Here is a 13,655-nt window from a genome sequence, read left to right on the forward strand (position 1 = left end):
TCGGAAATGCGTGAACCTATGCTGATGGCCCTGAACATCACGTATTCCGGGCATGACCGAAAATCCTTACGCCAGCGACATTCTCCGTCACCTCGAACGGATCAGCCTGCGAAAACGGAAAAGTCCGGTCGTCCTGTTTTTCGGACGGGACGGTGCCTTCTCGGACAATGCCAAATATCTCTATCTCGACGCTGTCGCCGGTGACTACGGGTTTGATCCGCTCTGGGTGACCGCCGATACCGCCATTGCCAGTCTTCTGGCAACGCAGTCCCTGCCCGTACTGTTGCTGGATAGTCCGCCGAAGGAGGCTTTGCGTATCCTCCTGAAAGCGGCGGTTGCGGTGTTTTGCATCAATCCCAACGATGTCTTTGCTGATCCGCATATCCGGGCATCTGTTGAAGGGGCCTTCCGGCTGCAGCTCTGGCATGGCGTATTCGCCGGACCGCAGGACCTGCAGGTCACAGATCTCGCCCCACTTCTGAATCCGCGGCTGACCTATCAGCTGTATGGTGCCAGCAGCATAGACGCCGTCCTGTCCCCGGCAGCCCGTTATGACGACCGCTTTGCCGAAGCCTTCGGCGCCACCGAAGTATTGCGGGACGGCTATCCCCGAAACGAGGTGCTGTTTCGCGAACCGACAGAACAAGACTGTCTGGGGGCCTTCCGCATTCCAGACCAACTGAAAGTCAGCGGCGGCCGGAATATCCTCTATTGTCCCTCTCACACCCGTGTCGGCACACCGGCCTGGCGGGAAAGCTGGCTGCTCGACAAATTCCGGGAAGCGCATGAGACATCCGGTGTCACTATTTTCATCAAGCCACATCCGTTTGAAGCCGCGATCGCGCCGGCATCACGTTCCCTTGCCCCCGGACTGCATCTCATCGCCGCCCTCGACGATATCTATCCTGCCCTGCGCGATTTCGATCTGCTGATCTCCGACTATTCATCCCTGATGGATGACTTTCACCTAACCGGCAAACCGATGCTGGTGCTGCAAACCCCGCAGACCGAGAAAGTCCGCCAGCATCTGCTGCTGCCGGATCTGCATTACCGCAACCTTGCGCCTGTCGTGACGGCAGACGATCTGCCTGTTGCGATAGAGGCGGCTTTCGGTGATCGCCCCTCAAAGCCGGTCAGCAGCATTTATACCGAAGATCATCACGGCTCAGCCGCCCGCCTGAACCACTATATCGCCGGACAGGTACGACAACGTTGTACCGTCCGTTATCGTGTTACGGATCTGAATGGCCAGAAATCCGGTTCCGGAGATAGTTCCTCATGAGACTGATATCCAGAACAGTAACTGTCGCCACCTGTCTGCTCATCACCGGGTGTCAGACACATATTCCCCGGCAGATGCCAGAAGTCCTGGAAAACCCGGCTATCTCCAGACCGGGGAGTGTTTTCATCCCCGCAACAACCATCAGAGACAACCGGAACGCACTGGCTGCACGCTGCCTGCGATCCGCAACCCCTGAAGACCCCATAATTTCCGTTCAGGCACCTGCCGGTTACGGACTGGATGACCGCTATATCAAGGCATCCCACGCCATTATACGGATGGGAACAGGCTGCCTCGGAAACGATGACCAGCAATGCCGGTCCGTTGTCCAAATGGCTGCCAGCTGGGCTGATGCAAATGCCTCCATCGTCAACCGGACAGCGGCAGATGACGGCCAGTTCTGGAACGACACACTGACCGTGAACCTGTATGTCGCCCGCCCTTTCATCGGTGCCTATTCCATCGCCCGGGCACGCGGCTTCTCGGATGATGCGACGGATTTGCGAGTCAAAACCTGGATGAGTCATCTGCTCACCCAAGCCTCTCACATGATGCGGGATGGTACATTCTACCGGGAGGCGGGAATGAACAACGCCCCGAAGGCCGCGCATAATCATGCGGCTGCTTCTGCTGCCGCCTGGATGGCCTTTGGTGCGCAGTGGAACAGTCCTGAGGCCTTCAGACATGGCATTGAACAATGGTTCATTTCACTGCGTACCATGCGTGAGGACGGCAGCATGCCGATTGAGACAAGACGCGGTGCAAGGGCCATTTTCTATCAGGGACGAATTCTGAATGCGCTGGCGTCAATTGCTGTCATGGCTGATGTTCAGGGAATTGACCTCTGGTCAAAGTCGCCGACCCAGACATCAACCATTCACAACGCTGTCCACTTCATGCTGAAGGCGGTAGACGACCCTGCTGTCGTCTTTCCCTATGCCCGGGCAAATGTCGCACCGGGACCGGATAAAAACTGGAGTAATCCTTATCTTGGCAGTCTGGACGGCGCTCTGGCCTGGATGATTCCTTACATGCATCGCTTCCCGGATCACCCCAACACGGCTGCCATTCTGAATGCCGGCCAGCGCACAGGCTGGCAGACAAAAATGATCACAGTCGCCCTGAACCGGACATCACTGGGAACTGACTGGCTCGGATTCGATGCCGCCTGCAGATTCGGGAAGCTTTAGCAGCCAGACCTTTTATCCGCTTCATTACGACCAGCCGGGCTGGTCTCGCCGGGGAAGAACGGTTCTTCCTCATCCGTCTGCCATGCCGGGTATTTCTGCATGACGGTCGCGAAAAGGTCTGAATTCAGCACATCCTGAAGCCATTTCTGAACTTTTGGCAAAGCCAGCCCGTCGAACCAGTCCTTGTCGACATGCGCAAACTGGCGGACGAAGGGCGCAATCGCCGCATCAGCCATTGAGAACCTGTCGCCAAACAGAAAATCCGACCGGTTCAGCCGGGATTCCAGAGTCTCCAGAAATGTCACCCCTTCCAAACGATGATGGACGGGGTCGACATTCTCGTAACGTCCGGGATATTTGTAGCGATCCAGATGATGCTTGAAGTTGCTGTCGCTTGTCGCAATCAACTCCGCCATCTCATCTGCCATGCCGGGAGCAGGCAGCCATCCTTCCGGGTCATGACGATCCAGCGCCCATTTCATGATCTCCTCGCTCTCTTCGATCACCCGGCCATCAGGCAGAACCAGTACCGGCACAGTGCCTTTCGGTGAAGCCTCAAGCATCTCCGGCGGCTTGTTTCGCAGCACCACTTCCCGAAGGGCGCAGGTCTGGCCACTGACGGCAATCGCCATCCGCGCCCGCATGGCATAGGGACAACGGCGAAAGGAATAGAGAACCGGTAATGCGCCGGGCATCAGGACACCTCGTCCGGCAACTTCCCGGCCTTGCTGAATTCGGCGCCGACATGCGCTTCACCCCGGTTTTCTGCCATTTCAACCTGTGCCTGACGCTCTGCATAACGTTTCCGCTGCTCTTCACTGCGTTCATCAATGCAATAGCCGCAGGAAACGCCGGGAACATAACTGGCTGAGTCCCGGTCGGCCTTGCTGAGCGGACGGCGACAGGCATGACAGAGCTCATGCTCACCGATCTCCAGACCGTGACCAACGGCCACCCGGTGATCAAAGACAAAGCATTCCCCCCGCCAGCGGCTTTCCGTTTCCGGCACCGCCTCCAGATATTTCAGAATCCCACCTTTCAGGTGATAGACATCCTCAACCCCGTGATGTTTCAGGAATGATGTCGCCTTCTCACAGCGAATCCCCCCGGTACAGAACATCGCAACCTTTTTGCTTTCCAGTTCTGTCCGGTGATCCTCAAACCATTTCGGAAAATCTCGAAAGGTTGGTGTCTTGGGGTTGATGGCACCATCAAAACTGCCGATTTCCACCTCATAGTCATTTCGTGTGTCGATGACGACGACATCCGGATCAGCGATCAGGTCGTTCCAGTCCAGAGGGTCAACATAGGTGCCGACTTCCCGTACCGGATCAATATCCGGAACGCCAAGCGCCACAATTTCCTTCTTCAGCCGAACCTTCAGCCGATAGAATGGCATGGTCTCTGCTGTCGATTCCTTATGTTCCAGCGCCAGACAGCCGGGAAGTGCCCGTAAAGTTGCCATCGCCGCATCAATTCCGCTTCGGGAACCCGCGATCGTGCCATTCACCCCTTCTCCCGCAAGCAGAACAGTGCCACGCAGTTCATGCTCACGCAGAGCGGCTGCAAGCGGCTCTCGCAGGGCCGAAGGATCATCAAAGCGGGTGAAATGGTAGAAAGCCGAAACGATAATGTCAGTCATGCCGCATCAAAGGGTTTGTTTCCCTATCCGTCAATATATGAGGCCCTGAGCAAATGGTTGAACAGGCGAACAGGACTGCCCGAAGGGCAGTTTTATGACAAAATGTGGGGAGAGATAAAATGGCGACCCCTACGGGATTTGAACCCGTGTCGCCGCCGTGAAAGGGCGGTGTCCTAAACCACTAGACGAAGGGGTCGCTAGAGGAGGGCCTATGTAACCGTGGCCGCGGATGAAATCAAGCGGTCAAAAATAAAAATTATGCACTTTCTGACGAAGCCACATCATCGATCATCAACTGCACCCGTCGTTCACCGTTCCACCAGTCCGCACGAACCCGTCCGGCCATATGCAGGGCACCCGGCCGGCGGCCCAGAAGTGCGGGACCAATGTCGGTTTCCATCGCCCGGAAAGCGATTGCTGAGATCTGCGGCCCGCCCCCCTGTCCCTGTATCCGGCAGGAAACATGATTCTGATCCTGACCAACCGCCTTTGAATAGGCAATCTGGACATCTGCCAGCATGAAACGCGGTTCCGGATTGCCGGCACCGAACGGTTCCATTGCCGCGAGCGCATCGACCAGGTCGGTCTGACAGGCCGACGGGCGCAGAATACCATCAAGGCGCAGTTCGGGGACCAGTTCCTGACCGTCGAGCAGTTCTTCAACACGCTCATCCAGAAACCCGGCAAGTTCCGGTATGGCCGATTCGGCGACAGAAAAACCGGCCGCCATCTTATGACCGCCGCCGCCGAGTAAAAGCCCGCTCTGGCGGGCCGCAATGACGGCAGCACCGAGATCAAAGCCGCTCATGGAGCGCCCCGACCCCTTCCCCTCACCCTTGTCGAGGGCAATGACGCAGGCCGGACGATTGTAGCGGTCTTTCAGACGGGAAGCGACAATGCCGATAACACCGGGATGCCATCCCTCACCCGCAGCAATCACAACACGTTTGCCAAAGCCCCGGCCCTCATCGACCTGTTCAATCGCCTGTGTCAGAACCTCGTCCTCAATCATCCGCCGCTCTGTATTGAAAGCATCAAGCCGTCCCGCAAGGTCAGCTGCCTCGGCTGCGTTGTCTGACGACAGCAGGCGGGTACCAAGTCCGGATTCGCCAACCCGTCCCCCGGCATTCACCCGGGGACCAAGCAGAAAGCCCAGATGCCAGGCAGCAGGTTTCTGGTCCAGCTTGGCGACATCTGCCAGTGCTGCGATACCGGTATTCCGACGCTGGGCCAGTACCTTCAGTCCCTGCGCCACCAGTGCCCGGTTGAGGCCGGTCAGCGGCACCACATCGCAGACCGTACCAAGGGCCACAATATCAAGACTGTTCAGCAGATTCGGTTCCGGACGGTCCCTGTACCAGCCCGCGTCACGCAGTTTCCGGTTTACCGCAATCGCCATCAGAAAGGCGACACCGACCGCTGCCAGCAGTTTCAGGTCTTCACGACAGGTCTCATCCAGACGGTTGGGATTAACCACCGCATAGGCATCCGGCGTGGTCGCTTCCATCGCATGATGATCGACAACAAGTACATCAAGCCCGGCTGCTGTCGCTGCCGCCAGCGGTTCATAGGCTGTTGCCCCGCAATCGACGGTGATGACCACCTTCGCGCCGTCGCGCTGCAATCGTTGTAATGCCGGTGTATTTGGCCCGTAGCCCTCAGCCACCCGGTCAGGGATATAAACGCTGACCTTTCCGCCGACAGACGCCAGAAACCGGTGCAGCAGGGCCGATGAGGTTGCGCCATCAACGTCATAATCACCGAAAATGGCAATCTGCTCACCATCGCGAACCGCCGCAACAATACGCGACGCCGCACGTTCCATATCGATCAGGGAACCCGGGTCCGGCAGCAGTGAGCGCAGCCGGGGATCAAGATATTCGCTGGCATCATCCAGCCCGACACCGCGAGCCGCCAGCACCCGCCCGACGACATCCGGGATGCTCTGGCGCTGACTCAGCGCAATGGCGAGGCGTTCGTCAACCGGGGCGAAAGTCCATTTCCGCCCGGTCAGCGAGCGGGAAACACCCGCGAATGCCCCGCCGCCGTCCATTATTTCGTATCGGGGTCGAACCCGCTCTTGCGCTCAAAATTGTGGTGCGATTCGATGTAACGAACCGTGCCGGTTTTGGACCGCATCACCAGCGAATGGGTGGTGGCCCCGCCCGGAATGCGGCGCACGCCCTGCAACATCGAACCCGGTGTCACACCGGTTGTTGCGAACATCACATCACCTTTCGCAAGGTCCAGCAGGTCATATTTGCGACCGAGGTCCGTGATGCCACAGCGGGCGGCACGAGCCTTTTCATCGTCATTGCGGAAAACCAGACGACCCTGCATCTGACCACCAATGCAGCGCAAGGCTGCGGCTGCCAGAACACCTTCCGGTGCGCCGCCGGTACCGACATAAAGATCAATGCCGGTGCTTGGCGTCGCTGTGGCGATAACGCCCGCGACATCACCATCGGTAATCAGGCTGATGCGGGCACCCGCTTCACGGATCTTGCGGATATATTCTTCATGCCGGGGACGGTCGAGAACACAGACCACCAGATCAGAGATGTCCATTTTCTTGGCTTTCGCCAGGTTTTTGACATTCACGGCGATATCTTCGTCGAGATCGACAATGCCATCCGGCAGACCACCGCCAACGGCGATCTTGTCCATATAGGTATCCGGTGAATTGAGGAACCCGCCCTCTTCCGCCATGGCAATCACAGCCAGCGCATTCGCGCCACCTTTGGCCGTAATGGTCGTGCCCTCCAGCGGGTCCAGCGCGATATCGATTTTCGGGCCACCGGCACCGACCTTCTCACCGATATACAGCATTGGCGCTTCATCGCGCTCGCCCTCACCGATAACGACGGTGCCGTCGATCTGCAGTCCGTTGAGCGCCGAACGCATGGCGTCCACCGCAGCCTGATCGGCAGCTTTCTCGTCTCCCCGACCCATCAGTTTCGATGCGGCAAGCGCAGCAGCTTCAGTAACCCGCACCACTTCAAGAGCGAGATTACGATCCATCTTTGTAGTCATGACATTTCCTTAACAGACGGCGGCCAATTGACGACTCGGCCACGATTGTAGACTCAATTACAGGGTTTCAATACGAATCATGCGTGGTTCTTCCACACAAACGTCCAGAGCACTGATACGGCGCATCGCCTCAACCATTGCTGCTTCCCGTGTTTCATGGGTGGTCAGCACCAGCGGCACCGGCTCCCCGGGGTCACGGGCGCGTTGCATGAGGTTGGAAATTGAAACCTCCATATCGCGCAAAATAGCAGCGATTTCAGCAACAACACCGGCTTTGTCCACCACCGACAGGCGAACGTAATAACTACAGATATGCTCATCCATGGGAGCGGGCTGGATATCGCGAAGATGGTCAGCCGGCGCGCCAAAAGCCGGCGTTGTGCGGCCAGCCGCAATATCCACAATATCCGCAACAATGGCAGACGCCGTCGGGCCACCACCTGCGCCACGGCCTTCATAAAGTGTCTGTCCGACAAAATCGCCTTCCACCACAACAGCGTTGAAGACATCCTCGACATGAGCAATTGGTGCTTCCTTCGGCACCATGCAGGGATGAACCCGCTGCTCCAGCCCCGCATCGGTCAGCTTTGCCGTTCCCAGCAGCTTGATCCGGTAGCCGAGTTCTTCCGCAAATGCGATATCGGTCGGTGATACATGGCGGATACCATCCGTGTAGACCGCATCAAAGTTCAGGCGAACGCCGAATGCGAGGCTGGCCAGCAGAGCCAGCTTGTGCGCGGCATCAATACCGTCGATATCAAATGTCGGGTCCAGTTCGGCATAACCCTTTGCCTGCGCATCGGCGAGGACATCATCGAACAACGCGCCGGTTTCGCGCATTTCCGTCAGGATATAATTGCAGGTACCGTTCAGAATGCCCGTCACCCGGCTGTGACGGTTTGCCGCCAGCCCTTCACGCAGCGCCTTGATGATCGGAATACCGCCGGCAACTGCCGCTTCATAGGCCAGACTGCATTTTGCGGCTTCTGCCGCCGCCGCAATGTCCATTCCGTGATGAGCCAGCAATGCCTTGTTCGCCGTCACCACGGAACGTCCTGCGGCAATGGCATTATCAATGACATCACGGGCCATGCCCGTTTCACCGCCAATAACCTCAACGATAATGTCCGCATCAGCCTGCGTCGCCATTTCAGCGGCATCGTCGAACCAGGTCACCCCTGTAAGGTCAATCCTCCTGTCCCGGCTACGGTCGCGGGCGGAAACGGCTGTGACAACAATCTTGCGGCCGGCACGCGCCGACAGCAGATCCTGATTTGTCGCAATCAGCCGGACGGTCTCCGCACCGACGGTTCCAAGGCCGGCGACGGCGACTTTACAGGGTTGGTCTGACATATTTTATCCTCAGGAAGCCTTGCGTTCCGCCGACTCTGCTGACGACGAGCCCAGGAACGCCTTGATGTTCCGAACCGCCTGGCGAATGCGTTGTTCATTCTCCACCAGTGCAATCCGGACGTGATTATCACCATGCTCGCCAAACCCGATGCCGGGGGCGACGGCTACTTTTGCCTCGCTCAACAGCAGTTTTGCAAACTCGTTTGAACCGAGATGGGCAAATTTCGGCGGCACCGGTGCCCAGGCAAACATGGTAGCGGCCGGTGACGGCACGTCCCAGCCGGCTGAAGCCAGGCCGGAAATCAGGACATCGCGGCGCGCCTTGTAGCGACTGCGCATCTCATCGACGCAATCCTGCGGGCCATTCATCGCTGCGGCAGCCGCAACCTGAATCGGCGTAAAGGCACCATAATCAAGATAGCTTTTGATTCGGGCCAGCGCCGCGATCAGCCGCACATTCCCTGCAGCGAATCCGATCCGCCAGCCCGGCATGGAATAGGTCTTGCTGAGCGAGGTGAATTCGACGGCGATTTCCTTGGCACCGGGGATTTCGAGAATAGACGGCGGCGGAACGTCATCAAAATAGACTTCCGAATAAGCCAAATCAGACAGAATCCAGATCTTCTGTTCCCGGCAGAATTTTACGATATCGCGATAAAAATCGAGGGTGGCGACTTCTGCCGTCGGGTTCGACGGGAAGTTGATCACCACAGCCGTCGGGCGGGGAACAGAGTGAATAACCGCCCGTTCCAGTGCTTCGAGGAAATTATCATCCGGCGTGGACGGAATATTGCGAACCGAACCGCCGGCAATGATGAAGCCGAACTGGTGAATCGGATAAGACGGATTTGGCGCCAGAATAATATCGCCGGGACTGGTGATAGCCTGCGCTAGGTTGGCCAGCCCTTCCTTCGACCCCAGGGTCACGATGGCTTCGCTTTCCGGATCAATATCGACACCGAAGCGGCGCTGGTAATAACCCGACAACGCCTTGCGCAGACCGGGAATTCCACGGGAATTTGAGTAACGGTGTGTCCGGCCGTCAGCCGCAGCCTCGGTCATTTTGGCAACGATATGCGGAGGAGTCGGGAAGTCCGGATTTCCCATCCCGAAATCGATAATGTCCTCGCCACGCGCCCGGGCCTTGGCCTTCATCGCGTTGACTTCAGCAAACACATAAGGCGGAAGCCGCCGAATACGGTAAAATTCGTCATTCATGATGTGTATATCCATCGACAGCCGACCCTTGTCGGCGAGAGAAAATATTTATCCTGCGCCGCGAGAACGCACCAGCACGCCTTAAAGATCGATATAAATCTCTGCCCGTCGATTACCTGCTTCACCGGACGGCATGACTTCCAGATAGCGCGGCTCGCTGGCACTGGCACCGCCGACATACAGACGTTGCGGAGCCACACCCATGGCAACGATTGCCTGCGCGACCGAACTTGCCCGGGCTGCCGAAATTCTGGCGTTCACATCAGAATGGCGCGAAGGGTCCATGTCCTGGGTGCGGCGTGATGCATGACCAACAACGCGGAGCGTACCACCACGGGCGGCAGCGATCTGGGCCACCTGCGAAAGAATCTGACGGTCACGGTCCGACAGATTGGCGGAACCATTGTTGAACTGAATGGTCGCCAGATGAACGGACTGACCGGCACCTGACGACACATAGGCTGCGAGCGGCTGCGTACCAGCGGGAATATTTCCGCCGGCGGACGGTACCATATTCAGGGTCGGGGCTGAACCATAGCCTACCGAATTAGAGGAAATCACCAGCGTCCCCTGACTTGAAGCGGAGTCAAATGTTTGCCCTGCAAACTGCTGATTTTGCTGAAAATTACCCTGCTCAAGCGGAGCCTGTAGACGTGGAGAAGGCGGTGCCGGAATAGCCGCAGCCGGAGGGGCCGGCGGAGCTGGAATAGCAGCTGGCGGAGTAACCTGGGGAGCGGCTGACGGTGTGGGTGCTACCGGCTCGGCGGCGGCAACCGGCTTTGGCGGTGTCGGATTCAGGGCGCGGCGCGGTGCATCGCGGGTCGCGGCCGGGTTCTCCGTATATCGGGCATTCTCGTTATCGGCGACCAGCCCTTCGGTCAGTTTCTTGCGCTGTTCTTCAGAGGAGACGCTCGGTTTATCCGGAACTGAAGCCAGATTTGGATATTCTCCGTCTTCACCCGGAAGTGCCGGTTTTTCATTCTCGGCTGTCTTTGTCTCTTCATCGCCGGAGAAAAACTCTGTCGTTCCCTTGTACCATTCGACCGGGTTCACCGCATCAGGCACTGACGAACAGGCTGTCAGCGTAAAACAGGCAGCCGCGACAAAACCAGCCGTTCGCCAGATATTATGGGCATTCCGACCGCCAGCGCGGGGATGATCAACAAGATATTGGGCAACGGTGTTGTCCAGTTTCATGGTCTGCTACCTGTGTTTACTTCGGCCAAAAGCGCGTTATTCGCCCTGACACATAAATGAGCCTGTACCGTTTTACAAAACGTGAAGGCAAACGTATAGCCTCACGTCAATTTTGTTGCACGATAGTTCACATCCTCATGTGCGACGGTTGAACCTGCCTCTTGCCCCCTGTAGCGTTTATCTACAATAAAAAAACGGGGAAAATCCATGGCTGAAAATAAGGGCACGCAGACCGAATTGCCGGATCCTGCCGAAATTTCCGCCACAATGGCGAGCATTGCCGAAAGAAGCCAACGCATCGTCGCCGAGTTTCTGGCCCGTCAGGGCAATACCGGCTCCGCTGATCCGGCAGCACTCGATCCGCTGAATATCGGGTCTGCTTTCATGGAGATGACCTCCCGGATGATGAGCAATCCGGGGAAAATGGTCGAAGCACAGATGTCACTGTGGCAGGATTATATGGATCTCTGGCAGTCCACAGCCCGTCGGATGATGGGTGAAAGTTCAGGCGACCTGATCGAGCCTGACCGTGATGACCGCCGGTTCCGCGATGAAATGTGGAACGAGAACGAGGTTTTCGATTACATCAAACAATCCTACCTGCTGTCTGCCCGCTGGATACAGGATGTTGTCCGCGATGTGGACGGTCTGGACGACAAGACCGCAGCCAAGGTTGATTTTTATACCCGGCAGTTCGTCGACGCCCTGGCGCCCACCAATTTTGTCCTCACCAACCCGGAAGTACTGCGTACGACGCTCGAATCGGGCGGGGAAAATCTCATCAACGGTCTCAACAACCTGCTCTCCGATCTCGAAGACGGGAAAGGCAAGCTGCGGATCAGGATGACCGATCAGGATGCGTTCGATGTAGGCAAGAATATCGCCGTCACACCGGGCAAGGTCGTCTTCCAGAACGATCTGATGCAATTGATCCAGTATACGCCGACCACCGAAAAGGTCGCAAAAACGCCACTGATGATCATTCCGCCCTGGATCAACAAGTTCTACATTCTGGATCTGCGGGAAAAGAACAGCTTCATCAAATGGGCGGTCGGCGAAGGTCATACGGTATTTGTCGTCTCCTGGGTGAATCCCGATGGCTCCCTGCGCGACAAGTCATTTGAAGACTACATGCTGGAGGGTCCGATAGCGGGGCTGGAGGCGGTCGAGAAAGCGACAGGCGTCAAGAAGATCAATGTTATCGGCTACTGCCTCGGCGGAACCCTGCTGGCCTCTGCCCTGTCCTACATGAAAACGAAGAAGATTGATCGCGTTGCCTCGGCGACCTTCTTCACCACCATGGTGGATTTCTCGGAAGCCGGCGAACTGGGTGTCTTCATTGATGAAACCCAGCTGGCCCATCTTGAGAAGAAGATGGACGAGCGCGGTTTCCTTGAAGGATCGGAAATGGCGACGACCTTCAACATGTTGCGTGCCAATGATCTGATCTGGTCATTCGTGGTGAACAACTACCTGCTCGGCAAGGAACCCTTCCCCTTCGACCTGCTGTACTGGAATTCCGATTCCACCCGGATGCCTGCCGCGATGCACAGTTTCTACCTGCGGCGGATGTATCAGGAAAACAAGCTGGTGGAACCCGGTGGCATCGAGCTTTGCGGCGTGCCGATCGACCTGACCAGTATCGAGCTTCCGGCTTATATCATCTCGACCCGCGAAGATCATATCGCCCCCTGGAAATCGACCTACGCAGCAACCCAGCTGTACAAGGGGCCAACCCGGTTTGTCCTTGCCGGCTCAGGCCATATCGCCGGAATCGTCAATCCGCCGGCTGCCAACAAGTACGGTTACTGGACGAACAACCGGAAAGCCAAGTCACCGGATACCTGGTTCAAGGGCGCAACCCAGCATGAAGGATCATGGTGGAATGACTGGAATGAATGGGTTGGGAAGTTTGCCGGGGGGCAGGTCGACGCCCGTATCCCGGGCGATGGAAAACTGAAGGTTATTGAGGATGCTCCGGGCAGCTATGTCAAAGTCCGGGCAACTGATGGTGACGGGAAATCCTGACCTGAAGGCCGGAGATGACTGACCGCCTCATTCTGCTGACCGGACCGGAGGAAATGCCGGTCCTGTCGGCCCGGCTGTCAGACCTGAACCCGGACCTTCTGATCTCGACAGCCTTGGACCTCCCGTCCCTCGAGGCCGCTTTCCAGCAACCGGCAACCCGTCGCCGCCTGATCGCCTTTTCAACCGGCATCATTGTCCCCGCCCGTCTGCTGGCTCTCTGTGATCGCGGTGCCATCAACTTCCATCCGGGAACCCCGGAGTATCCCGGCAACCAGATCGCGGCCTTTGCCGCCTATGACGGTGCCACCGAATTTGGTGCAACAGCCCACTTCATGGCACGGGAGGTCGATAGCGGCCCCATCATATCAGTCCGTCGGGAAGCCATGCCGCCGGGCGGAACACGCACCGACTACGCCCTCACCGGATATAAGAATCTTGTTTTTCTTTTTAATGATCTAGAGGGAAAACTTGCCAGATTAAATGAAGAAATAACCCCGAATGGCGAGGTCTGGTCCGGGCCTGTCTGGAAACTGTCCGATCTGGACCGGATGCGGAGATTGCCCCGCGACGTTGACGCGGGAGAGCTCGCCCGGCGGCTGCGCGGATTTGAAGACAGCGAGCCGGGATCCCTGCATGTCGATCTGTTCGGTTTCCGGTTCCGTATCTGCCCGGACAACAACAGCTGACCGCACGCGATTCCGGATGCTCGCAC

Annotated in this window: 11 protein-coding genes and 1 tRNA gene; 4 read left to right on the forward strand and 8 right to left on the reverse strand. The window is 57.5% G+C overall.

Going from position 1 to position 13,655, the window contains the following annotated elements; all coding sequences use genetic code 11:
• Positions 1–52 precede the first annotated feature (52 nt).
• Together GH722_18140 and GH722_18145 are read left to right on the forward strand one after the other, a co-directional pair.
• A complete protein-coding gene (locus tag GH722_18140; GenBank protein ID MRG73689.1) occupies positions 53–1,282 on the forward strand; it encodes a hypothetical protein in 1,230 nt (409 codons plus the stop codon).
• Entirely contained in the window at positions 1,279–2,472 is a 1,194-nt protein-coding gene (locus tag GH722_18145; protein MRG73690.1) for a hypothetical protein, read from the forward strand. Before GH722_18140 ends, GH722_18145 begins: the two co-directional genes overlap by 4 nt.
• Here GH722_18145 and GH722_18150 read toward each other — a convergent pair.
• From GH722_18150 to GH722_18185, 8 genes are all read right to left on the reverse strand, one after another.
• Complete coding sequence (locus GH722_18150; protein MRG73691.1) at positions 2,469–3,167, reverse strand: glutathione S-transferase; 699 nt, start codon at positions 3,165–3,167, stop codon at positions 2,469–2,471. The two genes, GH722_18145 and GH722_18150, sit on opposite strands and share 4 nt — an antisense overlap.
• Complete coding sequence (locus tag GH722_18155) at positions 3,167–4,114, reverse strand: rhodanese-related sulfurtransferase (GenBank protein MRG73692.1); 948 nt, start codon at positions 4,112–4,114, stop codon at positions 3,167–3,169. Before GH722_18155 ends, GH722_18150 begins: the two co-directional genes overlap by 1 nt.
• Before the next feature lie 120 nt (positions 4,115–4,234).
• Positions 4,235–4,310: transfer RNA gene (locus GH722_18160), tRNA-Glu, on the reverse strand.
• Positions 4,311–4,370: 60 nt separating this feature from the next.
• Positions 4,371–6,167 (reverse strand): single-stranded-DNA-specific exonuclease RecJ, encoded by a 1,797-nt coding sequence (gene recJ / locus GH722_18165; GenBank protein ID MRG73693.1) that lies wholly within the window; start codon positions 6,165–6,167, stop codon positions 4,371–4,373.
• Complete coding sequence (gene glpX, locus GH722_18170) at positions 6,167–7,135, reverse strand: class II fructose-bisphosphatase (protein MRG73694.1); 969 nt, start codon at positions 7,133–7,135, stop codon at positions 6,167–6,169. Before glpX ends, recJ begins: the two co-directional genes overlap by 1 nt.
• A gap of 69 nt (positions 7,136–7,204) precedes the next feature.
• On the reverse strand, positions 7,205–8,500 hold the full coding sequence (locus GH722_18175) for a homoserine dehydrogenase (GenBank protein ID MRG73695.1): 1,296 nt from the start codon (positions 8,498–8,500) through the stop codon (positions 7,205–7,207).
• A gap of 9 nt (positions 8,501–8,509) precedes the next feature.
• Positions 8,510–9,718: an LL-diaminopimelate aminotransferase gene (locus GH722_18180; GenBank protein ID MRG73696.1), complete on the reverse strand. Its 1,209-nt coding sequence runs from the start codon at positions 9,716–9,718 to the stop codon at positions 8,510–8,512.
• Between the two features lie 81 nt (positions 9,719–9,799).
• Positions 9,800–10,915 (reverse strand): OmpA family protein, encoded by a 1,116-nt coding sequence (locus GH722_18185; GenBank protein ID MRG73697.1) that lies wholly within the window; start codon positions 10,913–10,915, stop codon positions 9,800–9,802.
• A 207-nt stretch (positions 10,916–11,122) separates the two neighbouring features.
• Here GH722_18185 and phaC point away from each other — a divergent pair, with 207 nt between their 5' ends.
• Entirely contained in the window at positions 11,123–12,943 is a 1,821-nt protein-coding gene (phaC, locus tag GH722_18190) for a class I poly(R)-hydroxyalkanoic acid synthase (protein ID MRG73698.1), read from the forward strand.
• Positions 12,944–12,957: 14 nt separating this feature from the next.
• Positions 12,958–13,629 (forward strand): hypothetical protein, encoded by a 672-nt coding sequence (locus GH722_18195; protein ID MRG73699.1) that lies wholly within the window; start codon positions 12,958–12,960, stop codon positions 13,627–13,629.
• The last annotated feature ends 26 nt before the right edge of the window (positions 13,630–13,655 follow it).

The sequence above is a fragment of the Alphaproteobacteria bacterium HT1-32 genome, assembly GCA_009649675.1.
Lineage (GTDB): Bacteria > Pseudomonadota > Alphaproteobacteria > Rhodospirillales > HT1-32 > HT1-32.

Excerpts from the sequence above, each read along its gene's own strand:
- GH722_18140 (MRG73689.1), top strand. The coding sequence starts at position 53 with ATGACCGAAAATCCTTACGCCAGCGACATTCTCCGTCACCTCGAACGG.
- GH722_18145 (MRG73690.1), top strand. The coding sequence starts at position 1,279 with ATGAGACTGATATCCAGAACAGTAACTGTCGCCACCTGTCTGCTCATC.
- GH722_18150 (MRG73691.1), bottom strand. The coding sequence starts at position 3,167 with ATGCCCGGCGCATTACCGGTTCTCTATTCCTTTCGCCGTTGTCCCTAT.
- GH722_18155 (MRG73692.1), bottom strand. The coding sequence starts at position 4,114 with ATGACTGACATTATCGTTTCGGCTTTCTACCATTTCACCCGCTTTGAT.
- recJ (MRG73693.1), bottom strand. The coding sequence starts at position 6,167 with ATGGACGGCGGCGGGGCATTCGCGGGTGTTTCCCGCTCGCTGACCGGG.
- glpX (MRG73694.1), bottom strand. The coding sequence starts at position 7,135 with ATGGATCGTAATCTCGCTCTTGAAGTGGTGCGGGTTACTGAAGCTGCT.
- GH722_18175 (MRG73695.1), bottom strand. The coding sequence starts at position 8,500 with ATGTCAGACCAACCCTGTAAAGTCGCCGTCGCCGGCCTTGGAACCGTC.
- GH722_18180 (MRG73696.1), bottom strand. The coding sequence starts at position 9,718 with ATGAATGACGAATTTTACCGTATTCGGCGGCTTCCGCCTTATGTGTTT.
- GH722_18185 (MRG73697.1), bottom strand. The coding sequence starts at position 10,915 with ATGAAACTGGACAACACCGTTGCCCAATATCTTGTTGATCATCCCCGC.
- phaC (MRG73698.1), top strand. The coding sequence starts at position 11,123 with ATGGCTGAAAATAAGGGCACGCAGACCGAATTGCCGGATCCTGCCGAA.
- GH722_18195 (MRG73699.1), top strand. The coding sequence starts at position 12,958 with ATGACTGACCGCCTCATTCTGCTGACCGGACCGGAGGAAATGCCGGTC.